Origin of the sequence: Microbacterium songi (assembly GCF_042747925.1) — a bacterium.
In the GTDB taxonomy this organism is placed as follows: domain Bacteria; phylum Actinomycetota; class Actinomycetes; order Actinomycetales; family Microbacteriaceae; genus Microbacterium.
This window is the reverse complement of the sequence record NZ_JBHZIE010000001.1, coordinates 243,746-267,224: the sequence shown is the minus strand read 5'-3', so window position 1 is coordinate 267,224 and position 23,479 is coordinate 243,746. Positions and strand designations below refer to the sequence as shown.

25 protein-coding genes and 1 tRNA gene are annotated in these 23,479 nt (G+C 68.0%); 8 read left to right on the top strand and 18 right to left on the bottom strand.

Annotated elements, in window-relative coordinates:
• Positions 1-24: 24 nt before the first annotated feature.
• From rplL to ACFM35_RS01410, 3 genes are all read right to left on the bottom strand, one after another.
• Entirely contained in the window at positions 25-411 is a 387-nt protein-coding gene (gene rplL / locus ACFM35_RS01420; RefSeq protein WP_378837431.1) for a 50S ribosomal protein L7/L12, read from the bottom strand.
• Positions 412-461: 50 nt separating this feature from the next.
• Entirely contained in the window at positions 462-977 is a 516-nt protein-coding gene (gene rplJ / locus ACFM35_RS01415; protein ID WP_378837428.1) for a 50S ribosomal protein L10, read from the bottom strand.
• Between the two features lie 360 nt (positions 978-1,337).
• On the bottom strand, positions 1,338-2,663 hold the full coding sequence (locus tag ACFM35_RS01410) for a LuxR C-terminal-related transcriptional regulator (protein WP_378837426.1): 1,326 nt from the start codon (positions 2,661-2,663) through the stop codon (positions 1,338-1,340).
• 146 nt (positions 2,664-2,809) lie between these two features.
• Between ACFM35_RS01410 and fdhA the strand changes: the two genes are divergently transcribed.
• From fdhA to ACFM35_RS01380, 6 genes are all read left to right on the top strand, one after another.
• Positions 2,810-4,027, top strand: a complete 1,218-nt coding sequence (gene fdhA, locus ACFM35_RS01405; protein WP_378837424.1) for a formaldehyde dehydrogenase, glutathione-independent — start codon at positions 2,810-2,812, stop codon at positions 4,025-4,027.
• A 104-nt stretch (positions 4,028-4,131) separates the two neighbouring features.
• Positions 4,132-4,533: a GlcG/HbpS family heme-binding protein gene (locus tag ACFM35_RS01400; RefSeq protein WP_378837421.1), complete on the top strand. Its 402-nt coding sequence runs from the start codon at positions 4,132-4,134 to the stop codon at positions 4,531-4,533.
• Between the two features lie 78 nt (positions 4,534-4,611).
• Positions 4,612-5,325 carry a YqaJ viral recombinase family protein gene (locus ACFM35_RS01395; protein WP_378837419.1) on the top strand — a complete coding sequence of 238 codons (714 nt, stop codon included), beginning with the start codon at positions 4,612-4,614 and terminating at the stop codon, positions 5,323-5,325.
• A gap of 238 nt (positions 5,326-5,563) precedes the next feature.
• On the top strand, positions 5,564-7,267 hold the full coding sequence (locus tag ACFM35_RS01390; protein WP_378837416.1) for an MDR family MFS transporter: 1,704 nt from the start codon (positions 5,564-5,566) through the stop codon (positions 7,265-7,267).
• Positions 7,268-7,278: 11 nt separating this feature from the next.
• Entirely contained in the window at positions 7,279-7,737 is a 459-nt protein-coding gene (locus ACFM35_RS01385; protein ID WP_378837414.1) for a MarR family winged helix-turn-helix transcriptional regulator, read from the top strand.
• A gap of 156 nt (positions 7,738-7,893) precedes the next feature.
• On the top strand, positions 7,894-8,925 hold the full coding sequence (locus ACFM35_RS01380) for an NADP-dependent oxidoreductase (RefSeq protein ID WP_378837412.1): 1,032 nt from the start codon (positions 7,894-7,896) through the stop codon (positions 8,923-8,925).
• 25 nt (positions 8,926-8,950) lie between these two features.
• Here ACFM35_RS01380 and ACFM35_RS01375 read toward each other — a convergent pair whose 3' ends face one another.
• On the bottom strand, positions 8,951-9,844 hold the full coding sequence (locus tag ACFM35_RS01375; protein WP_378837409.1) for a LysR family transcriptional regulator ArgP: 894 nt from the start codon (positions 9,842-9,844) through the stop codon (positions 8,951-8,953).
• Positions 9,845-9,915: 71 nt separating this feature from the next.
• Here ACFM35_RS01375 and ACFM35_RS01370 point away from each other — a divergent pair, with 71 nt between their 5' ends.
• Both ACFM35_RS01370 and ACFM35_RS01365 read left to right on the top strand, forming a co-directional pair.
• Entirely contained in the window at positions 9,916-10,572 is a 657-nt protein-coding gene (locus tag ACFM35_RS01370; RefSeq protein ID WP_378837407.1) for a LysE/ArgO family amino acid transporter, read from the top strand.
• 55 nt (positions 10,573-10,627) lie between these two features.
• The gene (locus ACFM35_RS01365; RefSeq protein ID WP_378837404.1) at positions 10,628-10,903 is read left to right on the top strand and encodes an acylphosphatase; all 276 of its coding nucleotides are present in this window, start codon (positions 10,628-10,630) and stop codon (positions 10,901-10,903) included.
• Between the two features lie 6 nt (positions 10,904-10,909).
• Here the strand turns inward: ACFM35_RS01365 and ACFM35_RS01360 are convergent, their stop codons facing one another.
• From ACFM35_RS01360 to ACFM35_RS01295, 14 genes are all read right to left on the bottom strand, one after another.
• Entirely contained in the window at positions 10,910-11,728 is an 819-nt protein-coding gene (locus tag ACFM35_RS01360) for an amino acid ABC transporter ATP-binding protein (protein ID WP_378837402.1), read from the bottom strand.
• Positions 11,715-12,380: an amino acid ABC transporter permease gene (locus ACFM35_RS01355; protein WP_378837399.1), complete on the bottom strand. Its 666-nt coding sequence runs from the start codon at positions 12,378-12,380 to the stop codon at positions 11,715-11,717. The genes ACFM35_RS01360 and ACFM35_RS01355 overlap by 14 nt, the downstream gene beginning before the upstream one ends.
• 77 nt (positions 12,381-12,457) lie before the next feature.
• Positions 12,458-13,261, bottom strand: a complete 804-nt coding sequence (locus ACFM35_RS01350; protein ID WP_378837393.1) for an amino acid ABC transporter substrate-binding protein — start codon at positions 13,259-13,261, stop codon at positions 12,458-12,460.
• Between the two features lie 211 nt (positions 13,262-13,472).
• Positions 13,473-14,162: a 50S ribosomal protein L1 gene (rplA, locus tag ACFM35_RS01345; protein WP_378837391.1), complete on the bottom strand. Its 690-nt coding sequence runs from the start codon at positions 14,160-14,162 to the stop codon at positions 13,473-13,475.
• A 13-nt stretch (positions 14,163-14,175) separates the two neighbouring features.
• A complete protein-coding gene (rplK, locus tag ACFM35_RS01340; RefSeq protein ID WP_378837388.1) occupies positions 14,176-14,607 on the bottom strand; it encodes a 50S ribosomal protein L11 in 432 nt (143 codons plus the stop codon).
• A 128-nt stretch (positions 14,608-14,735) separates the two neighbouring features.
• Positions 14,736-15,920, bottom strand: coding sequence for a transcription termination/antitermination protein NusG (nusG, locus tag ACFM35_RS01335; protein ID WP_378837385.1), 1,185 nt, complete (start codon positions 15,918-15,920; stop codon positions 14,736-14,738).
• A gap of 62 nt (positions 15,921-15,982) precedes the next feature.
• Positions 15,983-16,258 carry a preprotein translocase subunit SecE gene (gene secE, locus ACFM35_RS01330; RefSeq protein WP_378837382.1) on the bottom strand — a complete coding sequence of 92 codons (276 nt, stop codon included), beginning with the start codon at positions 16,256-16,258 and terminating at the stop codon, positions 15,983-15,985.
• A gap of 45 nt (positions 16,259-16,303) precedes the next feature.
• A tRNA-Trp gene (locus tag ACFM35_RS01325) sits at positions 16,304-16,376 on the bottom strand.
• Positions 16,377-16,565: 189 nt separating this feature from the next.
• The gene (locus ACFM35_RS01320) at positions 16,566-17,531 is read right to left on the bottom strand and encodes a sugar kinase (RefSeq protein ID WP_378837379.1); all 966 of its coding nucleotides are present in this window, start codon (positions 17,529-17,531) and stop codon (positions 16,566-16,568) included.
• A complete protein-coding gene (locus tag ACFM35_RS01315; protein WP_378837376.1) occupies positions 17,528-18,193 on the bottom strand; it encodes a bifunctional 4-hydroxy-2-oxoglutarate aldolase/2-dehydro-3-deoxy-phosphogluconate aldolase in 666 nt (221 codons plus the stop codon). Before ACFM35_RS01315 ends, ACFM35_RS01320 begins: the two co-directional genes overlap by 4 nt.
• Positions 18,183-19,424, bottom strand: a complete 1,242-nt coding sequence (manD, locus tag ACFM35_RS01310) for a D-mannonate dehydratase ManD (RefSeq protein ID WP_378837374.1) — start codon at positions 19,422-19,424, stop codon at positions 18,183-18,185. Before manD ends, ACFM35_RS01315 begins: the two co-directional genes overlap by 11 nt.
• A 73-nt stretch (positions 19,425-19,497) precedes the next feature.
• Positions 19,498-20,898: an MFS transporter gene (locus ACFM35_RS01305; protein ID WP_378837372.1), complete on the bottom strand. Its 1,401-nt coding sequence runs from the start codon at positions 20,896-20,898 to the stop codon at positions 19,498-19,500.
• Positions 20,899-20,949: 51 nt separating this feature from the next.
• Positions 20,950-21,951, bottom strand: coding sequence for a zinc-binding dehydrogenase (locus ACFM35_RS01300; protein ID WP_378837369.1), 1,002 nt, complete (start codon positions 21,949-21,951; stop codon positions 20,950-20,952).
• Entirely contained in the window at positions 21,948-23,453 is a 1,506-nt protein-coding gene (locus ACFM35_RS01295) for a mannitol dehydrogenase family protein (protein WP_378837367.1), read from the bottom strand. Before ACFM35_RS01295 ends, ACFM35_RS01300 begins: the two co-directional genes overlap by 4 nt.
• Between the last annotated feature and the right edge of the window lie 26 nt (positions 23,454-23,479).

The window sequence follows — 23,479 nt, the reverse complement described above, 5'->3', positions numbered from 1 at the left end:
CCTTCGTTGACTCTTGCGAGTGGACTACTTGACCGTGACGGTCGCGCCGGCAGCCTCGAGTGCTTCCTTGCCCTTGTCGGCCGCCTCCTTGGAGACACCCTCCAGGACGGCCTTGGGTGCACCGTCGACGACGGCCTTGGCCTCGCCGAGGCCGAGCGAGGTGAGCTCGCGGACGACCTTGATGACCTGGATCTTCTTCTCGCCTGCGGCCTCGAGCACGACGTCGAACGCCGTCTGCTCCTCGACCTCTTCGGCGGGGGCGCCACCAGCGGCAGCGGGGCCGGCAACGGCGACCGGAGCAGCAGCGGTGACCTCGAAGGTCTCCTCGAACTTCTTCACGAACTCGCTGAGCTCGATGAGCGTGAGCTCCTTGAAGGCGTCGAGAAGCTCGTCAGTGGTGAGCTTTGCCATGATGTTTCTCCTTGTTGGTATTTCGAATCAACCGCAGTCGGGGCCGAGGCCTAGGCTGCGGACTCCTGCTTCTCACGCAGCGCCTCGACCGTGCGAACGGTCTTGGACAGCGGTGCGGTGAACAGATATGCGGCGCCGAACAGCGAGGCCTTCATCGCGCCGGCGAGCTTCGCCAGCAGGACTTCACGGCTTTCGAGGTCGGCGAGCTTGTTGACCTCATCCGCGGTCAGGGGGGCACCGTCGAAGTACCCGCCCTTGATCACGAGGTGAGGATTCGCCTTGGCGAAGGTACGCAGACCCTTCGCGACGGCGACAGGGTCACCGTGCACGAAAGCGATGGCCGAGGGGCCCGTGAGCTCCTCGTCCAGCGACGAGATCCCCGCGTTGTTCGCGGCGATCTTCGTCAGCGTGTTCTTCACCACGGCGTATTCCGCATCCTGACGAATGCTGTTGCGCAGCTCCTTGAGCTGAGCAACCGTCAGACCGCGGTACTCGGTCAGCAGAACGGCGGTCGAGTCCTCGAAGTTCTTCGTGAGCTCGGCGACCGATGCATCCTTCTGCGCCATGGCCACTCCTTGTGTGTAAGAGACGCTCCGCAATGACGGGGCGTCGGCCGCAGCATCCGCTCATCCGGTCCGAAGCGGGCAACAAAAAAGCTCCGGCGCAAGCGCACGGAGCTGGAACCCTGGAGTTCGTTCGTACACCTGCGCGGGCCCCTGCGATGCAGTGCTTCGATCCCGTGCGCTTGCGCGCACGTCGATGACCGGCGGTCTTTGGCTTCTCCCAGAGTACGGGATGCCGGTGCCCGAGCCAAATCGACGGGCACCCGCCTCTCCCTCCCCCGACGTGCGCGGCGCCTCCGGCGCCTTCGCCGAGAGCGCGACGTGGCGTCGGGTGCACGGACGGAGCGCGGCCGGCGCGCGAGCTCAGCGGCGCGACATGCCCGGTCGGTGGGCCAGCACGAAGGCGGTCGCCTCGGCGCGCGAGCGCACGCCCAGCTTGCGGAAGATCTTCGCCACGTGGAACTTCACCGTGTTCTCGCTGATGCCCAGCTGCGTGGCGATCTCGCGGTTGCGCTGCCCGGCGATCAGCAGCTCGAGCACCTCGGCCTCCCGCGGGCCGAGCTCCCAGGCAGGCGACTCCGCGGCGAGCGCGGTCGGCGGATCCAACGGCATCACGACCGACATCTCCGTCCCCCACCCGGGGGTCGCCTCGAAGGACAGCCGGCCGTTGAGCGCGACGACCCGCTGGCGTACGAGCAGCAGCTGCACGCTCTCCCCGGTGAGATCGCCCGGTCCGTCATCGCGCACGTTGATGAGCAGATTGGTGCCGTCGCAGTCCCACTGCACCCGCACCCGACTCACATCGTGCCGGTCGACCAGCGCGAGGATCGACCCCCGCACGACCGCCCGCGCACCGTGGGCGATCTCGCTGGGCAGGGCCCTGCCGTTCACCGGCGGCTCGACGAACTGCACGTCGATGTCGCGGTAGCGCACGAGCGGGCGGAGGTCGTCGCGCAGCCTCTCGAACGCGGTGGCCACGGGCTCCTCCGTGAAGGTGCGCACCCGGTCGCTCGCCGTCCGCAGATGCACGAGTCCCTCCGCCGCGATCCCGGTCGCGGTCCGGCGGGCCCCGCGGTCGTCCAGGCTCGTCGAACGGAGCGCCGCCAGAACGGTCTCCAAGGTCGTGGAGTACTCGTCGGCGAGCTCGGTCAACGCCTCCATCCGCACCCCCGAACTGGCCCGTGCCTGCTGCAGGTAGTCGGGGGATGCCGCGTCCGCCGTCTCCTGCAGGTGGAGCGCCACGACGTTCCACAGCGCGAGCACGACGTCGTCCGGTCCGTCATCGTGCGGGCGGGACAGCAGGAGCAGCACGCCGTTGGCCGACACGACCTGCAGCGACGGGACGGACCCCTCCCCCACCTCCACGGGAGCACGGCGAACCGACCCCGGCGCGAGTTCGCGGCGCAGCCGATCGAGCTCGATGAACGAGACGCCGTGCGCGAAGGTCGCGTCGCCGGCGCCCTGGCGCTGCCCGCCACCGGTGTCAGCGGCCAGCACGATCACTGCGGAGTGCGCGACGAGCGGCGCGACGAGGCTCGAGAACCTGCGGGCCGTCGATGTCGCGGGCCCGCCCATCACGTCCACGAGGCCGCGAAGCAGGGCGATCGGATCGACCGGCGCTGACGTGAGGGGGATGGATGCCGCGGCATCCGCGATCCGTTCGCCCGGAGCGATCCGCACTGATCCCATGCGATGAATGTACCGCGGCCCACCCGTTCGGGTGGGCCGAACGCCCCGGAGGGACGATGGCACCACTCGAAAGAATCGGTGAGGCTGGAGCGAGCGGATCACCCCGCGCGCGCTGGGCCCCCGCGGCCCACGCAGAGAGGACACTGATGTCTGGCAACAGAGCCGTGGCGTACAAGGGACCCGGCGTGGTCGAGGTCGTCGACACCCCCTATCCGGAGTTCGAGCTCAAGGACGGCCCGGGAGTCAACCCGGCGAACGTGGGTCGCAAAGTGCCGCACGGAGCGATCCTCCGGACCGTCAGCACGAACATCTGCGGATCGGATCAGCACATGGTGCGTGGCCGCACCACCGCTCCCGCCGGGCTCGTGCTCGGACACGAGATCACCGGTGAGGTCATCGAGGTGGGGCCCGACGTCGAGTTCGTCAAGGTCGGCGACATCGTGTCGGTGCCTTTCAACATCGCCTGCGGACGCTGTCGCAACTGCAAGGAGGGCAAGACCGGCATCTGCCTGAACGTCAACCCCGACCGCCCCGGCAGCGCCTACGGCTACGTCGACATGGGCGGCTGGGTCGGCGGTCAGGCCGAGTACGTGCTCGTGCCCTACGCGGACTGGAACCTGCTCGTCTTCCCCGACCGCGACCAGGCTCTCGAGAAGATCCTCGACCTGACGATGCTGTCCGACATCTTCCCCACGGGGTTCCACGGCGCCTACACCGCGGGTGTCGGTCCGGGCTCCACCGTGTACGTCGCCGGGGCCGGACCGGTCGGCCTCGCCGCGGCCGTCGGCGCGCAGCTGCTCGGCGCCGCCGTCGTCATCGTGGGCGACCTGAATGAGGACCGACTCGCGCAGGCCCGCTCGTTCGGGTGCGAGACGGTCGACGTCTCGCGGGGAGACCCGGCTGCGCAGATCGAACAGATCCTGGGCGTGCCCGAGGTCGACTGCGGCGTGGATGCCGTCGGCTTCGAAGCGCGCGGACACGGCGATGACGCGGGTCGCGAGGCTCCCGCCGCCGTCCTCAATTCGCTCATGTCGATCACGGCCGCGGGGGGCGCGCTCGGCATCCCCGGCCTGTACGTCACGGGTGACCCCGGCGGAATCGACGATGCGGCGAAGGTCGGCGCCCTCTCGATCAGCCTCGGCACGGGGTGGGCGAAGTCCCTCTCGTTCACCACCGGCCAGTGCCCGGTCATGAAGTACAACCGGCAGCTGATGATGGCGATCCTGCACGACAAGGTGCAGATCGCGAAGGCCGTGAACGCGACCCCCATCGGCCTGGACGATGCCCCGCAGGGCTACGCGGAATTCGACCAGGGAGCCGCCAAGAAGTACGTGCTGGATCCGAACGGCTACATCGCCGCCTGACGCGAATCTCACGCTCGACCAGATCTTCCATGAAGACACCGGGACCGGATGCCTCGACCCGAGGCATCCGTCCCGGAACACCCGCCCGATCGAAAGGAATACCCATGTCCACTGTCACTCTCGCCGATGCCCGTCGGGTCATCGACGCCGCCGAGAAGAAGGCCGTCGAGATCGGCCAGCCGATGAACATCGCCGTCGTCGACTCGGGCGGCAACCTCGTCGCCCACGTCCGTCAGGACGGGGCGTGGATCGGCAGCGTCAACATCTCGATCAACAAGGCGTGGACGTCGAAGGCCTTCGACATCTCGACGAAGGACCTCGGCGACAACTCGCAGCCGAACCAGCAGTTCTTCGGCATCCAGAACACCAACGGCGGCAAGGTCGCCATCTTCGCCGGCGGCATCCCCCTCTCCCGCGACGGCGTCGTCGTCGGCGCAGTGGGCGTCAGCGGAGGCTCGGGCGAGCAGGACCACTCCGTCGCCGAGGCCGGCGCCGCCGCCTTCTAGCCAGCGCGCCGGGTGCCGGTGCGTGCGTCCCGGGTGTCGCGGGCGTCACGCGTCGGCACCCGGGGTTAGCCTCGAACGGTGACCCCTGAACTCGCCGCACGCATCGTCGCGGATTCCCGCGATCGTGTCGCCTGGATCAGGGCCCGTTCGCGCGGGATCACGGCCACCGACGTCGCGTCGCTCACCTCGGAGCGCGCGATCGCCCGTGCCGCCGATGCGAAGCTCCTCGGCTCGGGATTCTCGGGCAACGCCTACACCGATCACGGTCGCCGTCGCGAGCCCGAGATCGCCGCGTGGGTGGCCGCGACCCACGGCATCTCCCCGTCATCCGCCCTGTTCCACGCGGTCGTAGAGAAGCGCCACCTCGCCACCCCCGACGGCGTCGCCGTCGACCCGTCGGGCCGCGTCATGCTGTGCGAGATCAAGACGACGAAGAAGGCGTGGCGGAGCATCCCGCGCGGCTACCTGCGCCAGATCTGGTGGCAGCAGCACGTGCTGGGCGCCGAACGCACACTCGTGGTGTGGGAGGAGCACGACGCCTTCGTGCCCGTCGGCGACGAGCCGCGCTGCGCCTGGGTCGACCGCGACGAACGCGAGATCAGCACGCTCGTAGGCCTCGCGACGTCTCTCATCGACGAGCTCTACCGGCGCACCACCGAACGGCGCTCGGCGCTGACGCCGACCGGTGATGGCATCGATGGGGTCGAGCGGATGCCGCGCACGACGCCCTCAGCGAGACCGACGGCAGCGCCCTCGCGCGAGATGTTCCGCTCGCTCGCTCTCGCCGACTGAGCCTCTTCCGCACGAGCTCCGATCGTCGCGCCGACATTCCGACTCGCTTCGCGCGTAGAGCGACCGGGAGTGAGTCACGCCGGCGTTCGGACGCGGTCCGCCTCCGCACCTGGAACGCCCGGCGAGGGAATAGTTGACACGGGTCAACGATTATCTATATAGTTGATGTCAGTCAACTACTGCGCCGTCGCTGCCGCATGCACCCGCACATACAGATTTCCAGAAAGCCGCCCACACCATGTCCTCCACTCCCGCCGTGGATGTCGTCGAGAAGCCAAAGATGACGCACCGCCAGGTGCTCGAAGCGCTCTCCGGCCTCCTGCTGGGCCTGTTCGTCTCGATGCTCGCATCGACCGTCGTGTCCACCTCGCTCCCCGTGATCATCCACGACCTCGAGGGCACCCAGACCGCCTACACGTGGGTGGTCACCGCCACGCTGCTGACCACCGCGATCTCGACGCCCGTCTGGGGCAAGCTCGCCGACCTCTTCAATCGCAAGCTGCTCATCCAGATAGCGATCGCGATCTTCGTACTCGCGACCGCCGCCGCCGGTTTCTCCACCAGCCCCGACATGCTCATCGGCTTCCGCGCCGTGCAGGGTATCGGCGCCGGCGGTCTGGCCGCTCTCAGCCAGGTGATCATGGCCGACATCATCAGCCCGCGGGAACGCGGTCGGTACATGGGTCTGTTCGGGGCCGTCATGGCCGTCGCCACGATCGGCGGGCCTCTGCTGGGCGGCGTCATCACCGACTCGCTCGGATGGCGATGGAACTTCTTCGTCGCGCTCCCGTTCGCCGTGCTCGCTCTGATCATCCTGCAGAAGACGCTGCACACCGTGCCGCGCACCCGGAGCAAGACGAGCATCGACTATCTCGGCATCGTGCTGCTCTCGGCCGCCGTCTCGAGCCTCCTCATCTGGGTCTCGCTCGCCGGCGACAGCTTCGAGTGGTGGAGCATGCAGACCGTCCTGATGGTGGGCGGCGCGATCCTCGGCCTCGTGCTGTTCGTGATCGTGGAGCTGCGCTCGAAGGAGCCGCTGATCCCCCTCACCATGTTCCGCAACCCGACCTTCACGCTGTCGGTCATCGCGTCCATCGCCACCGGTATCGCGATGTTCGGCGCCTCCGTCTTCCTCAGCCAGTACATGCAGCTGGCGCGGGGCGCCACCCCCACCGAGGCCGGCCTCATGACGATCCCGATGATCGGCGGGCTGCTGATCGCGTCGATCGGCGTCGGCGCCATGATCACGCGCTTCGGGAAGTGGAAGCCGTTCCTGGTCGTCGGCGGGGTCTTCCTGATCGCCGGATCGTTCCTGCTGTCGACCATCCACTACGACACCAACTTCGCGCTCGTCTCGCTCTACATGTTCCTTCTGGGGGCGGGAGTCGGGATGACGATGCAGAACCTCGTGCTGATCGTGCAGAACACGACGGAGCCCACGCAGATCGGGGTCGCGAGCTCGGGAGTCACGTTCTTCCGCAGCCTCGGCGGAACGATCGGCGTCTCCGTGATGGGAGCCGCCCTCGCGTCGCAGGTGACCTCGCTGGTCGCCGAGCGCAAGGACGAGCTGGGTGCCGCCATCGCGGCTCTCGGCGAGAAGGGTGCGGCCATCGCGCAACAGCTGCAGGCCGGGACGGTGCCCCAGGTGTCGACCATGCCCGAAGCCGTCCGAGTGATCTTCGAGGACATCTACGCCCAGGGCATCTCCCACTCGTTCCTCATCGCGGTGCCGTTCGCGATCATCAGCCTGATCGCGATCGTGTTCCTCCCGAACAAGCCGCTCACGACCATGACGACCAGCGAGCGTATGGCGGCCGGCGAAGCCGACCTCGCCACCGTGTCGGTCCCCGAGGGCATGCAGGTGCTGACGGCTACGGGCAGTGTGCAGACGACCGGCGCCGACGGACGTGGCCCCGGCGGAGCATCCGCTCGCCGCGGTTAGAATCGGCCACGATGATCGACAACGACACTCGAGAGGCGCGCACCGAAGCGGTGCGCGCCCTCGAGGCCGAGTTCAGCGAGCTCATCAATCGCTTCCGACGCGTCATCACCGAGAATGCGAATCGCGTCAGTCCGGGCATGCTCCCCGGCGCGTACAAGGTCTTCACGACGATCGTGCGTCAGGAGAGCGTGACGCAGTCATCGCTCGCGGACCTGCTCACCGCCGACAAGGGCCAGATCTCACGGACCGTCCGCGAACTCGAGCACCTCGGTCTGATCAGCCGGACTGCGGATCCGGCGGACGGCCGCTCCAGCCTGCTCTCTCCCACTCCCCTCGGCCTCGAGCGTCTCGAAGCGGCTCGCAAGCCCCAGGAGAACACCCTGCTGACCGCGCTCGCGGACTGGCCGGTCGACGACATCCACAACCTCGCACGCCTGTTGCACGCCCTCACGGCCGGCGTCACCCCCTGATGTCGCAGGGAAGCTCCGACCGGCGCCGCGGTGCCGACCCGCAGGCTTAGTGACCCGTTAGCACCCGCGTAACACGGTCGAGACAATGACCGGGTTGACTGAGCCTTCCAAGGCGCCGGCGCTGCCGACGACGACAGGACGTGGAGGGAGCGACCGATGAGATTCCGGCCGCTGCGACCAGCTTCCGCCATCACGGCGGATCCGATCGAGGTTCCCGAACCTCCCGAGAGAATGCGCGCAGCGGTCATCGACGCCCCGGGCGGTCCGGACGCCCTCCACCTGGGTGAGCTCCCTGTCCCGACGCCGGTGCTGAGCGAGCTTCTCGTCAGGGTGGTGGCGGCAGGTATCAATCAGATCGATGCCAAGACGAGAGCGGGCGCGGGGTTGTCCGGTTCGCTGAAGGACTTCCCCGTCGCGCTCGGGTTCGATTTCAGCGGAATCGTCGTGAAGGCGCCGTATGAGTCGCACCCGCTGCAGCCGGGCAGCGAGGTGTTCGGCATGGTTCCGTTCCCACGCTCGGGCGGCAGCTACGCCGAGTACGCCGTCGTTCCATCGCTGTCCGTGGCCAGGAAGCCGTCGACGCTCTCGCACGTCGAAGCGGCGGGCGTGCCGTTGGCCGCCCTCACCGCGTGGGGGCTCGTGGTCGAGACGGCACGCGCGCACGAAGGGCAGCGGATGCTGATCCACGCCGGCAGCGGAGGCGTCGGGCATTTCGCCGTGCAGATCGCCGACTACTTCGGCGCGCACGTGACGGCGACCACGTCGTCGCACAACACCGCGTGGATGCGCGAGCTCGGAGCATCCACGGTCATCGACTACGCCACCACCCGGTTCGAGGACGTCGTGTCGCAGATGGATGTCGTCATCGATCTCGTCGGCAACGCCCACGAGCAGACGAGCACGCGCTCGCTCTCTGTCCTGCGTCCGGGCGGGCTCCACATCGTGGTGCCGACCGGCGCCTCCCCCGGCTACGCCGAGGCGGCCGAAGCCGCCGGGGTGCGCGCGACCGGCTACAAGGTGGTCCCCGACGGCAGCGCGCTCGCGACCATCGGGCGCCTGCTGGATTCCGGGTCAGTACAGGTGTACGTCGACAAGGTCTTCGACCTCGCCGACGCCGCTGCCGCACATGCCGAGCTCGAACTCGGACACGCGCGCGGGAAGATCGTGCTGCGCCTCAGCGACGACTGACGCGTGACGGCGTCTGCTCGTCGCGTCACAGCGGATCGAGGACGCGCCGTCCTTCGTCGATGATGGTGTCGGCCACCGCCTGAAGGAGGGGCGAGCGCAGGTTCCACTGCTGCCAGTGCAGAGGAACCTCGATACCCGCCCCGTCGAGCCGGACCAGCGTGCCGGTGGCGAGCCCCTCATCGGCGTGCAAGCGAGGCAGAAGCCCCCACCCAAGTCCCAGCCCGACCGCCGTCGCGAAGTCGTGCGAGGCCGGGACGTAGTGCCGCGGCGCCCTCGCTCCATCCACTCCCCGTTCGCGCAGCCAGCGCGTCTGCAGGTCGTCGCGTCGGTCGTAATCGACCACGGGCGCGCTGGTGAGCGCGTCGACGGTCGCACCCCCGGCGAACCATTCGGCCGCGAACGACGGTGTGGCGACCGGTTCGTATGCCATGACACCGAGCACGCTCACCCGGCACCCGGCGACCGGGGTGGCCCGCGAGGTGACCGCGCCCATCACGGTTCCGCCCTCCAGCAGCGCCGCCGTGAAGTCCTGATCGTCTCGATGAAGATCGAACACGACCGGCATCTCGAGCGAGAGACGCGCGAGGGGCGGGAGGAACCACGTGGCCAGCGAGTCGGCGTTCACCGCGAGCGGCACCGTCATCCTGACCGTCGTGTCGTCCGTGTCGCCGAGTGCGGCGAGCGCGTCGTGCTCCAGAAGGGCCGCCTCCCGGGCGAGGCGGACGACGGCGACGCCGGCGTCGGTGGCGCGCGCGGGCTTGGCCCTCACCAGCAGCACTCGGCCGAGCGACTCCTCGAGCGTCTTGATCCGCTGGCTGACCGCGGACGGCGTCACGTGCAATCGCCGGGCCGCGGCATCCAGCGAACCCTCGTCGATGACGGCGGCAAGGGTTTCCGCGAGGTCCAGAGCAATGCGCACCTAAGCAATGCTAATGCTCCTGAAGAATGATGAGCTGGACTGAAGAAGCTGGTCGTTCTACCGTCGACGTCATGATGACCAGCGCGATCGCCGGATTCGGCCTCGGCCTTTCGCTCATCGTCGCGATCGGCGCTCAGAACCTCTTCGTGCTGCGGCAGGGCATCCGGCGGCAGCACGTCCTCGCCGTGGCGGTGATCTGCGCGGCGTCCGACGCGGCACTCATCATGCTGGGAGTCTCGGGAATCGGCCTCGTCCTGCAGTCCGTTCCCTGGCTCATCGATGTCGTGCGGTGGGCGGGGGCGCTGTTCCTCGCGACGTACGCGGTTCTGGCTGCCCGGCGCGCCCTGCGACCCTCGGGCGCTGCACTCCACGCCGGCTCCGGCGCGGAAGAAGGCGTTGCCACGACACGCGCTGGCCCGACCACTGCCGGCACCCGCGTCGCACTCGCACCGGTCGTCCTGACGTGCCTGGCCCTGACCTGGCTGAATCCGCACGTCTACCTCGACACGGTCTTCCTGCTCGGGTCGATCGCCAGTACGCACGGTGAGACCCGCTGGCTGTTCGCCGCGGGGGCGATGCTCGCCAGCTTCTGCTGGTTCTTCGGTCTCGCCTACGGCGCCCGCCATCTCGGCCGCTGGCTGTCGACCCCGACCGCGTGGCGCGTGCTCGACGGCGCGATCGCCGTCGTCATGCTCGTGATCGCGATCTCGCTCGTGCTCCCCCACTGAGCGTGGGGCCCGGCACCGGCTCGACCTCTGGCCGTCGGCGGGGCACGATGGAACCATGAGACGCGTGCATGTGATCGTTCGGGGCGATGTGCAGGGCGTCGGCTACCGTTACACCGCACGCATGATCGCCGAGGGTATCCCGGTCACCGGTTGGGTGCGCAATCTGCGTGACGGCACGGTCGAGGCCGAAATCGAGGGAAGCGCATCCCAGGTCGATGACATGCTCGCCTGGATGGCGCAGGGGCCACCCGGCTCTCGTGTGGACGACGCACGGGTGACGGATGCCGCGCCCACCGGCGACCGCGGTTTCGACGTGCGCGCCGACGCCTGAGAAGCCTCAGCCCTCGAACGGCCGCAGGATGCGGTCGAGGAACCGCCGCGTGCGCTCGTGCGTCGGATTGCCCAGCAGCGTCTTCGGCGCGCCGCGCTCCAGGATGACGCCCTCGTCGAAGAAGAGCACCTCGTCGGCGACCTCGCGGGCGAAGGCGAGCTCGTGGGTGACGATGACCATCGTCCACCCCTCATCGGCCAACTCCTTCAGGACGACCAGCACTTCGCCCACGAGCTCGGGGTCCAGCGCGCTCGTCGGCTCGTCGAAGAGCAGCAGGTCGGGCTCGAGGGCCAGCGCTCGAACGATGCCCACGCGCTGCTGCTGACCGCCGGAGAGCTCGAACGGGTACGCGTCGCTCTTCTCGCTCAGACCCACGCGTGCGAGCAGATCCTCCGCCCGCGCGACGGCGACCGCCTTCGGCACGCCGTGCGACCGGACAGGTCCTTCGATCACGTTCTGGATCACGGTGAGGTGGGGGAAGAGGTTGTTGTGCTGGAACACCATCGCCGAGCGATCGCGCAACGCGAACCTCTGCGCCTTCGTCGGCGGCGTCGAGAAAACGATCGGCGGGGCATCCGCGAACTCGATGACCCCGTCGTCGGGGGTCTCCAGCCCGTTCAACGTGCGCAGCACCGTCGTCTTGCCTGATCCACTCGGACCGATGAGGCAGACGACCTGGCCGGACTGCACATCGAAGTCGACCCCGTTCAGCACGCGGTTGGCGCCGAAGCTCTTGGTGAGTCCGCGCACCCTCAGGAGGGGGCCGGAGGTGGTCTTCGTAGGTGGGACGAGGGCATCGTCGTCGACGGGGTCAATGGGCGACATAGCGATCCAGCCTTCTCTCGAGGGCGCTCTGGGCGAAGGAGAGCACGAGGCAGAACAACCAGTAGATGAGAGCCGCTTCGAGGTAGATGATCATGAACTCGTACGTGAACGCGGCGATGACCTGCGCCTGGCGGAAGAGTTCGGTGACCAGGATGAGAGAAGCGAGCGACGTGTCCTTGACGAGCGAGATGAACGTGTTCGACAGCGGCGGCACCGAGACCCGAGCGGCCTGCGGAAGGATGATGCGGGTCAGCGCCCGGGTGTGCGAATGGCCCACCGTGTACGCGGCTTCCCACTGTCCCTTCGGCACAGAGAGGATCGCCGCACGGATGACCTCCGCCGCGTACCCGCCGACGTTCAGCGAGAAGGCGAAGATCGCCGCCGGCCAGGGGTCGACGACGATGCCGAGCGAGGGCAGCCCGTAGAAGATGACGAAGAGCTGCACCAGCAACGGGGTGCCGCGGATGACGGAGATGTAGAAGCGCGCCACCGCCGACACCAGCCGATTGGCGGAGATGCGCATGAGTGCCACGGCGAGCGCGAGCACCAGCCCGATCGCGAAAGACGCCAGCGCCAGCGGAATCGTTCCGCGGAGCCCGGCCCACAGCAGCGGCCAGAAGGAGTCGACGATCAGAGTCCAGGTCTCGTTCACGTCACTCCCCCCCGCCTGCCGCTCTCATGTCCGCCACTGTGCTGATCGTGCCCGTCTCTGATCGTGCCCGTGGTGATCTACGAGGTGACGTCGGCGCCGAAGTACTTGTCGCTGATCTCGGCGAGCGTGCCGTCGGCGCGCAACTCATCGAGGGCTCCGTCCACCGCGTCGACGAGGGCCTGCTTGTCCTTCGTGAACGCGAAGGCGCTGTTGGCCGGGTCGTCGGTCTCGGCCGCGATCTTCAGACCTGTCGGGCCGTCCGTCTTCTCGTAATCGAGGAACGTCAGCTTGTCGTTGACGGTGGCATCCACCCGACCCTGCTTCAGCAGCGCAACCGCCTGAGCCCAGCCTTCGACGGGCTCGACGGTGGCCCCGCTGGCCTGCGCGAGCTCGTACCAGTTGCTGGTCAGCGACTGCGCGGTCGTCTTGCCTGCGAGGTCGGCGAAGCTCGAGACGGAGTCGTCGTCGTCGGTGACCACGATCACGCCCGGTGAGACGGTGTACGGCGTGCTGAAGAGGTACTTCTCCTCGCGCTCCGCGTTGATCGAGACCTGGTTGCCGATCACGTCGAAGCGGCCCGCCTCCAGGCCGGCGAAGATCGCGTCCCACTGGGTCTCCTGGAAGGAGACTTCGAGTCCGAGCTTGTCGGCCACGGCTTCGGCGATCTCGACATCGAAGCCGACGAGCTCGCCGCTCGCGTCGTGGAAGCTGAACGGTCGGTACGTGCCTTCGGTCGCCACGGTGAGAGTGCCCGCCGTGGTGAGGCCGAACTCGTCGCCGGCGGCAGACGATTCCGGGGACGGGCCCGCGCTGCAGGCAGACAGCGCGAGGGCGGTCGTGGCTGCGAGGACGACGGCGGAGAGGACGGTGCGGCGTGACATTTGGCTGTGATGCTCCAGTGATTGGGCCCGGTTGTGCGGCCGGGCATGACGAACAAGTACAACACGTGCGGCGGTGCGAACCATTTCTGATGACGGCGTATTGCCAGGTGCAGACCCGAATGGTAGACGCCCGGATCACGTCCTTCGAGACACATCTGCGCATGCAAAAGGGGCCCCGCCGATCGGCGGAGCCCCTTCGTGTGGTTCAGGCTCAGAGCGCGTTGACGTCCAGCGGGATGCCGGGGCCGAACGTGGTCGACACCGCACCCTTCTGGATGTAGCGGCCCTTGGCGCTGGACGGCTTCAGACGCACGATCTCTTCGAGCGCGGCGGCGAAGTTCTCGTCGAGCTGCTCGGCCGAGAACGACGCCTTGCCCACGACGAAGTGCACGTTGGCGTGCTTGTCGACGCGGAACTCGATCTTTCCGCCCTTGATCTCCTCGACGGCCTTGGCCGGGTTGGGGGTGACGGTGCCCGTCTTCGGGTTCGGCATCAGGCCGCGGGGACCCAGCACCTTTCCGAGACGACCGACCTGGCCCATGAGCTCCGGGGTCGAGACGGCGGCGTCGAACGACGTGTAGCCCTCGGCGACCTTCTGGATGAGCTCGGCGCCACCGACCTCGTCGGCGCCTGCGGCGATCGCGGCCTCAGCGGCCGGACCCGTCGCGAAGACGATGACGCGGGCGGTCTTGCCGGTGCCGTGGGGCAGCATGACGGTGCCGCGCACCATCTGGTCTGCCTTGCGGGGGTCGACGGCGAGTTTCAGCGCGACCTCGACGGTCGAGTCGAACTTCGCCGAGCCCGTCTCGCGTGCGAGCGCGACGGCCTCGGTGGGCGAGTAGAACTTGTCAGCCGCGATCTTCGCGGCGGCGGCCTGGTAGGCCTTGGACTTGGTAGCCATTTTTCCTATCCCCTCAGTCCTCGACCGTGATGCCCATGGAGCGGGCGGTGCCGGCGATGATCTTCGAGGCGGCCTCGATGTCGTTCGCGTTCAGGTCGGGCTGCTTCGTCTCGGCGATCTCGCGCACCTGAGCCTTGGTCAGCTTCGCGACCTTGGTGGTGTGCGGCGTCGGCGAGCCCTTGGCCACGCCTGCGGCCTTCTTGATGAGCTCAGCGGCCGGCGGCGTCTTCAGGATGAACGTGAAGCTGCGGTCCTCGTAGACGGTGATCTCGACGGGGATGACGTTGCCGCGCTGGGCCTCGGTCGCCGCGTTGTACGCCTTGCAGAACTCCATGATGTTCACGCCGTGCTGACCGAGCGCGGGCCCGATCGGCGGTGCCGGGTTTGCGGCGCCTGCCTTGATCTGTAGTTTGATCAGGCCGGTCACCCTTTTCTTCGGTGCCATTTCCTTTTCCTTTCATCGAGCGGCACTTGCGCAGCCTCGATGATCGAGGTGCGAAGCATCCGTCTCTCCCGCGCGTCCGGCATCTCCGGGCCGCGGTTCTTCCGGAGCATCGCTCCGGGAAGTCTCTGTTACTGCTTGTTCACCTGGTCGAACGAGAGCTCGACCGGGGTCTCGCGCTCGAAGAGCGAGACGAGCACGGTGAGCTTGCCGCTCTCCGGCTTGATCTCGCTGATCGTACCGGGCAGGCCCGCGAACGAGCCCTCCTTGATCGTGATGGTCTCGCCGACCTCGAAGTCCACCTCGGTGATGACGCTGCGCGCCACAGCCTGGCCGCCCTTGCCGGAGCCTGCCTTGGTCGGCGCAGCCTCTTTGATCTCGACGAGCGACTTCAACATGTTGAAGGCCTCCTCGAAACGGAGCGGCGTCGGGTTGTGGGCGTTGCCCACGAAGCCCGTGACACCGGGGGTGTGACGCACGACCGACCAGGTGTCTTCGTTGAGCTCCATGCGCACGAGCACGTAGCCGGGGATCCGGACGCGCGTGACCATCTTGCGCTGACCGTTCTTGATCTCGACGACGTCCTCCATCGGGACCTCGATCTGGTAGATGTCTTCCTCGACCTCGAGCGTCGACTTGCGCTGCTCGATGTTGGCCTTCACCTTGCGCTCGAAGCCGGCGTAGGAGTGGATGACGTACCACTTGCCGGGAAGTGAACGCAGTTCGGTGCGGAATGTCTCGTAGGGGTCGGCGTCCTCGTCGACCGCGTCCTCGTCGGCGGTGCCGTCCGCGATCGCGTCGTCCGCCTCAGCGAGCTCGGGGCTCTCGAGGTCGACGGGGGCCGGAGCGGCGTCCGCGGGGTCGACGGACGCCTCGACGTCGTCGACGACGGATGCCGCGGCATCCACCTCCGCGACGAACTCGGAGTCGAGCACGGGAGCGTCTTCGTCGCCGTTCACGTCCGGGCCGTCGTACGGCGTGATGTCGTCGGCGTGTGCGGCGACGTACTCCGCCTCTTCCTCTGCGAGCGAGTCGGTGAGGACCTCGGCAGCGGCTTCGACCTCTGCGGCCTCGTCGATGTTCAGGGCGTCGTTCACGATCGCGTCGGCCTCCGGGTCGTCGATGTCGATGTCGTCCAGGTCGGAGTCATCCACTTCGTCACCGTCCTCGTCCACGACGTGGAGGGCCAGATGCTCGGCGGGCTCGACGGAGTGCTCCTCGGCGGCGAGGACGTTGCCCTCCTGGGCCTCGTCGTCCTCCGAGGACTGCTCTGCGGCGGTCGCCCAGTCGGCGTCGTCCGTATATCTTTCAGACACTTGATCTCTTCCGTTTCGAAGGCGCGGGATGGCTCGTGCCGAGCCGGTCGTCCACGCCGGGGTCAGGAGGTGGCGCCTGCCGGCGTCCCGAATACGACGGTCGTGAGCCAGACGAAGAGCACGTCCAGTCCGTACACGATCGCCATCATCACGATGACGAACCCGAGCACCACGGCCGTGAACTTCAGCAGCTCCTGCCGCGTCGGCGTGACGACTTTGCGGAGCTCCGCGAAGACCTGACGGATGAACAGGGCGATGCGCGCGAAGATGTTGAGCTTCTTCTCGCGCGGGGCGTCACTCTTGGAGACGACCTCGCCGTTCGGTTCGTCCTGAACCATCGAACCCACCTGACTACCTTCCATGTGTCAGCTTCCGCTGACGCGCAGGGCGGACAGGAATCGAACCTGCAACCTGCGGTGTTGGAGACCGCTGCTCTGCCAATTGAGCTACCGCCCTAGAGGTCGGTTGACCCCGGACACCCGCACACTTCCGCCTCGACCTTGGTGTTCGAGACCCGCCCGAAAGGCGGGCACGGCGAAAGAATGCAGACTTCTACTGCACGTTCCAGTGTACGGCATGGGCTCTGCGGTGGCGAACTGCGGGCGGGCCTCACGGCCGCCCGCAGTCTGCGGCACGGGTCGTCCCTCAGCGCGACACCGGATCGAGCGCGGGGTTGCAGAACCGCTCGACCTCCGCCGATCGCGGACTGGATTCCCAGTCTCCAGGACTCATGCACAGTAGCGCGCCGCAGGCGTTGGCTCGACGCAGACGCTCCGCGATGGACAGCCCCTGCAGGTGCCCGCTGAGGTATCCGGCCACGAAGGCATCGCCTGCACCCACCGTGTCCACGACGTCGACGATGAAGCCGGCGGCCTCGGTGACGCCATCTGGAGTGAAGACGGCGGCCCCGTCAGCCCCCCTCTTGAGGATGACCTCGCGACGGCCACCGCGCACCAGGTGCTGAGCGGCATCCGCCGGATCGAGGCCGGGGACGATGAGATTGAGCTCCTCAGGCCCGCCGAAGACAAGGTCCGCACGCTCGGCGAAAGAGCGGAGGATCGGGCCGGCGACCTCGCACGGCGCGAGCGCCGAGCGGTAGTTGATGTCGAAGCTCACGAGCACCCCCGCGGAGTGCGCGCGCTCGATCGCTTCCGAGATGCACTCCCGCGCATCCTCTGAGACGAGGGCGGAGATGCCCGAGACGTGCAGCACGTCTGCTTCCTCCACCCAGCCCGGCGGCAGGTCCCCGGGCGCAAGCCGCGAACCGGCGGAGCCGGCGCGGTAGTAGTAGACCGCCGTCGATGCGCTCGTCGGACGCTCTTTGATCATGAGACCCGTGGGCGCGGTGGAGTCCACCACCACGCGCACGTCGAGACCCTCCGCGCGCAGTTCGCGCACGACCCGCTCGCCGAGCGGGTCGTCGCCGACACGGCCCAGCCACGAGGCGTCGATCCCCAGTCGTTGCAGCCCGATGGCGACGTTGCTCTCCGCGCCCCCGATGCCGAGAGTGAGGTCGTGGGCGTGGCGAAGCGAGCCGATCTCCCGTGTGCGCATCAGGGCCATCGTCTCGCCGACCGCGACCACGCGCGGGGGGCCCAAGATCGGCCTCATGCCCGTCCCACGTTCGCACAGACCTCGACGAATCGTGCCGCCCTGTCGCGCAGCGCGCGAAGGTCTCCCCCGCGGAAAGCATCGCCCAGCAGGGGTCCGCCGACGCTCACCGCGGCGGCGCCGGCGGCGAGCCAATCGGCCGCGCCCTCGAGATCCACGCCTCCCGAGGGGATCACCTCGATGCCGGGGAACGGTCCGCGGAGGTCTTTGAGGTAACTCGCCCCGACCTGTCCCGCGGGAAAGATCTTCACGGCGGAGGCGCCGGCGCGCCAGGAGGCGAACAGCTCCGTGGGCGTGAGGCCACCCGGCACGATCGGCACGCCGGCCTCGGCGGAGCGCTGGACGAGGGCGGCACAGGTGATGGGCGTCACGAGGTAGTCGGCACCGGCGTCGATCGCCGCGTCCAATTCAGCCGCGCTCGTCACCGTCCCGACCCCGAGATCGGCGTCGTCACCGAACGTCGACCGCAGGGCGGGGAGCCGTTCGATGGTTCCGGGGGTGGTGAGGGTGAGCTCCAGGCTGCGGACGCCGGCGTCGACGAGCGTCTCGAGGACGCGGTCGTATGCGTCGGCGTTCTCCGCACGGACCACCACGATCAGCCTCGCCTCGGCTGTGCGGGCGGAGAGGGGACGCCGCCCGACGGCGATCTGCTCACCAGTCATGGACGGTTCCATCCTGCAGTCGGTTCACGGGAAGGTACGCCTTCGTGTATTCGAACGCCGATGCCGCGTCCTCGTCGAGCTCGACCCCCAGGCCCGGAGTCTCACCGGGGTGCAGGAAGCCGCGGTCGAAGCGGAAGGAGGTCTGGAACACGTCGAGGGTGGTCGTGTTGTGAGGCATGTACTCCTGGATCCCGAAGTTGTGGATCGCCAGGTCGAGGTGGAGAGCTGCGGCCATGCCGACGGGAGAGATGTCGGTCGGTCCGTGGATGCCCGACTTGATGCCGTACACGGCGGCGAAGTCGAGCAGCTTCTTCATTGCGGTGATGCCTCCGGTGTGCGTGACCGCGGAGCGCACGTAGTCGATGAGTCGCTCCGTGATCAGCGTCTGATAGTCGTACACCGAGTTGAACACCTCACCGATCGCGAGCGGCGTCGTGGAGTGCTGACGGACCAGTCGCAGGGCGGTCTGATCCTCGCCCGGGGTGCAGTCCTCGAGCCAGAAGAGGTCGTACGGCTCGATGTCCTTCGCGAAACGGGCGGCCTCGATGGGTGACATGCGGTGGTGTCCGTCGTGCAGCAGGCGCACGTCGGTGCCGAAATCCTCGCGGATCTGGGAGAAGACTCCCGGCATGTGCGACAGATAGGCGCGGGTGTCCCAGACCTCCTCCACGGGCGCCGTGGCGGAGCTGCCGTCCGCCGCGCGATGAGCGGGCTCATAGTCGTAGCGGACTCCGGGCTTGCTGGTCGCGACGCCGTAGATCTGCCCGAGTCCCGGCACGCCCGTCTGTACACGGACAGCGGTGAACCCCGCCTCGATGTAGGACGCGATCGCGTCCTTCAGCGCGGGATAGTCGGGGCCGGACGCGTGACCGTACACGCGGACGCCGTCGCGACTGGCACCTCCCAGCAGCTGGTAGAGCGGCATCCCCGCCTTCTTGGCCTTGATGTCCCACAGCGCCATGTCGACCGCGGCGATGGCGGCCATGGTCACCGGCCCGCGCCGCCAGTAGGGTCCGCGATACAGGTACTGCCAGGTGTCCTCGATGCGATCCTCATCACGACCGATGAGCGTCGAAGCGACGTGGTCGGCGAGGTACGAGGCGACAGCCAGCTCCCTGCCGTTGAGAGTGGCGTCGCCCCAGCCGACGATGCCATCGGAGGTCGTGATCTTGAGGGTCACGAAGTTGCGACCCGGGCTGGTGATGATGACGTCGGCGCGTTCGATGGTCATGTCGTCTCCTCGTTCTCGGGTGCGGCCGCATTCCGTGCGACCGCACCCCGATGGTGTCTGCGGCGGGTACGGCTCACATGGCGGCGCGCGGATCGGTGAGATCGCGCCCCGTCCACTCGGGTGCCCAGATGGCGGCGATCAGAGCCGAGACGGTGAAGATCCCCATCAGCACCATGACCGGAACGATGCTCCCGGTGGTGGCGGCGACCCATGCGGCGACGACGACCGGGCCGATGCCCGTCGCGATGATGGCGGCGATCTCCCTGACCATGGCGGTGAGCGTGTAGCGGTTGCGCGCGCCGAAGATCTCGGGGATCGAGATGTTCTCCATCGACGCCAGGCCCAGAACGGAGATGTTGTGGATGAGCGCGTAGCCGACGAAGACCCAGACGACCTCAGCGGTGTTGATCATGAGGAGCGTGGGGATGATCAGCAGGAGCGACAAGGACGTCATCACGATGTACATGCGGCGACGGCCGAACCTGTCACCGAGGAATCCCACGAGCGGGATCGTCAGGAAGCCGATGAGCGAGGAGACGATGACGACCTCGGGTCCGACCTGCTTCGACATCGCGAGCGTGATGGTGATGAACGAGATGAGATAGGTCTGCACCATGCCGGAGTTTCCGGCCTGGCCGAAGCGGAGGAAGAACGCGACGATGACGGCCTTGATCGGCTTGCGCTGCAACGACTCGAGCGTGCGGATGTCGTTGGTCTTGGTGGCGAGGTCCTTCACCTCGTCGCGGGAGAGTGCTCGGCCGTCGACGACGTCGGTGCGCTCCTCGAAGACCGGGCTCTCCTTGAGGTTGAACCGCACCCACAGGGCGAACAGCATGATCACGGCGCTGCCGATGAACGGAATGCGCCAGCCCCACGCGATGACGTCGCTCTCGAGCATCACGGCGAGCAGGATCGCCCAGATGGCCGACGCGAACAGCGTGCCGCAGTTCGTGCCGAGGGCGACGAGGGAGGCGATGATGCCACGACGGTTGGTCGGCGCGTATTCGGACAGCATGACGCCGGCGCCCGAGATCTCCGCACCCGCACCGAAACCCTGCGCCAGACGAAGAATGACCAGAAGGATGGGCGCCAGGATGCCGACCTGCTCGTAGGTCGGCAAGAACCCGATGAGGGTGGTCGCCGCGCCCATCAGCAGGATCGTGTAGAAGAGGACCTTGCGCCGCCCCACCTTGTCACCGATGCGTGCGAAGACGAACGCGCCCACCGGGCGCGCCACGTAGCCGACGCCGTAGGTCGCCATCGCCAGGACGACCGCCATGGCCGGGTCCCCGCCGCCGAAGAACAACTGGCTGAACACGAGGGCGGCAGCCAGGGAGTACAGCTGGAAGTCCATGAATTCGAGAGCGGTGCCGAGCCAGCCGGAGACGGCGGCTCGGACGAGATCTCCCGTCGTGCGCGTGGCAACGGGCGGGGGTGCAGCTGCGTCCACGCCGGGGACGTTGGATGTGCTCATTCGGATACTCCTTTGTAGAGGGATGAGGGTCGTGCAAGAACGTTCTGGGTGTCAGAAGCTGAGGAGGACCTTCGCGGAGGCGGAGGAATCGCGGGCGAGGGTGAAAGCCCGAACGGCGTCGGCCGCGGGGATCACGTGCGAGATGACCGCATCGAGGGCGTCGGATTCGGCGAGCATCGCGATGGCGTCGTCGATCTCCGTGGAGAAGCGGAAGGCGCCGCGGAGGGTCAGTTCCTTCGCCAGCACGGGCGCGAGGTTCACGGCCAGATCCGCGTTCGGGAGCATGCCGACCTGGACGACGGTGCCGGCGCGCCGTGCGGCTCGCACGGCCTGAGTCAGCGACACCGGCACCCCCGAGCATTCGAAGATGACGTCGTAGGACTCGTCGGCGACGGCATCGCGCCCGACGAGGACGAGCTCGGAAGCGCCCAGACCCTGTGCACGTCGGAGCGGCTCCTCACGCACGTCGCTCGCCGCGACCGTCGCCGCGCCGGCTCGCATCGCGGCGGCGACGACCAGCAGGCCGATGGGCCCTGCCCCGATGACCAGGACGCGCTTGCCGCGGACATCCGTCAATCCGACAGCGTGGAGCGCAACCGCGAGAGGCTCCGCGAGCGCCGCGCGCTCGAGGGGGAGGCTGTCGGGCAGCAGCCGGACCATGCCGTCATCGACGAGGAGGTACTCCGCCGCCCCGCCTTGGCGATGCGGGTCGGCCGCGGCGCTCCCCAGGTAGTCGCCCCCGGGGCGAAGATGGGGACGGTCCTCCAGCCCTTCGACCGCGGCACCGTAGCGGGCCGGATGCACCGTGACCCGCGTGCCGGCGGCCAGCCGCCCCGACGGATCGAGGTCCACGATGGCCGAGAGCTCATGCCCCGGCGTCAACGGCTCGCGGATCGTGTACTCGCCGTTCGCTCCGTGGAAGTAGTAGTGCAGGTCGGAACCACAGATCCCGACGTGCGTCACACGCAGCCGCACCTCGCCGCTCGACGGTTCCGGTACCGCTGTGTCTTCCCAGCGGATGTCTTCCTTCGCGTGTATCGCAAGCGTCTTCATCGGACTTCCTCTCGGACGGTCGAACCGGATGTGCTCGACCGCAGCGCATCGGACGCCGCGGCGCGGACGCCGTGACGGACGATGACGTCGACGAGTTCGGCGACGCGATCGACGAACGCGGCGTGCGCGGTCAAAGAGTCCGGCAGGAAGCCGGCGTTCAGAACAGCGATGGCGTGGGCGCGGGGCCCTTGTGCTCCCCGGGTCGCCTCGACCATCCGATGGCGGGCGGCGTCCTGCATCTCGTCGGCGATGGGCCCGGGCGTGAACCCTGCGGGCGGCGCGATGGCGCAGATCCACGCGGCGGTCGTGAGCGCGAGCTGGTGGGGTACGCGGCCTGACCTCAGCGCATGTTCCGCCGGTGCGGGGATCCGCTGGAGGAGTTTCGTCGATCCGTCCGAGCCGACGCGCGCGGTGCGATCGCCGAGCGCGGAGTTGGCCCAGCGGTGAGTGAGCGACTCCACGTAGGCGTCCACATCGAGACCCTGCGGCAGCGCGATGCTGGGCAGATAGTCCGTGCGGATGCCCGCCAGGACGGCGTCACGGATGAACGGCTGTCTCCAGGCATCCGGGATCGTCGATTGGCCATCCAGTCCACCGAGGTAGGCGATCAGTGAATGAGACCCATTGAGGAGCCGGAGCTTCACGACCTCGTAGCGTTCGACCTCGTCGCTCATGATCGCGCCGGCACGGTCCCATGCCGGGCGTCCTCCGGCGAATTCGTCTTCGAGGACCCACATCGAGAAGTCCTCGGCGCGGACGGGACACGCATCGATCACACCCAGGAGGGCGGCGACCTCGTCCGTCGTCGCCGGGGTGGTGGCAGGCACGATCCGGTCGACCATGGCGTTGGGGAACGCGACGCGGCTCTCGACGTAGGAGAGGACGTCCGCATCTGCACCGCTGGCCTCGAGGAATTCGGTGACGACGGCGCGGGTCGCGTGCCCGGCCGACTGGAGGTTGTCGCACGACAGGACCGTGAAGGGCTCCCCGTGTTCTGCGCGCCGGGCGAGACCGAGTGCCATGAGCCCCACCGCCGAGACAGGATGCTGCGGATCGGCGAGATCGGCGGTGATCGCGGGCTCGTCGAGATCGAGACGTCCGGTTCGTGACGAGCGCGAGTAACCGGTCTCGGAGATCGTGAGCGTCAGGATGCGGTGCTGGGGTCGCACGAGTGCCGCGATGAATGCGGACCGATCGTCGGCCAGCACTGCAGCGCTCCGATGCACGTCCACGACACCTGCCTGCGCGCCGTTCTCCGACAGTTGCAGGATCGAGTACCGGTGGTCCTGGGCCGTGAGCGGGTCGACGACCCGCCGCGAGGCGTTCGCGAACCCCGCGATGCCCCAGTCTCCGAACTCGGCGGCCAGTGCCTGAGCGGTGTAGACCGCCGCGTGCGCACGATGGAAGTTGCCGAGACCGAGGTGGACGATTCCCGTTTCGAGGGGAGCCGACGCACCGATGAGGGCTGCCGGAGGCGTGGTCTCCCGGGTGAGTGGTCGCATCGTTGCGCTCCGATTCGAAGGTTTCG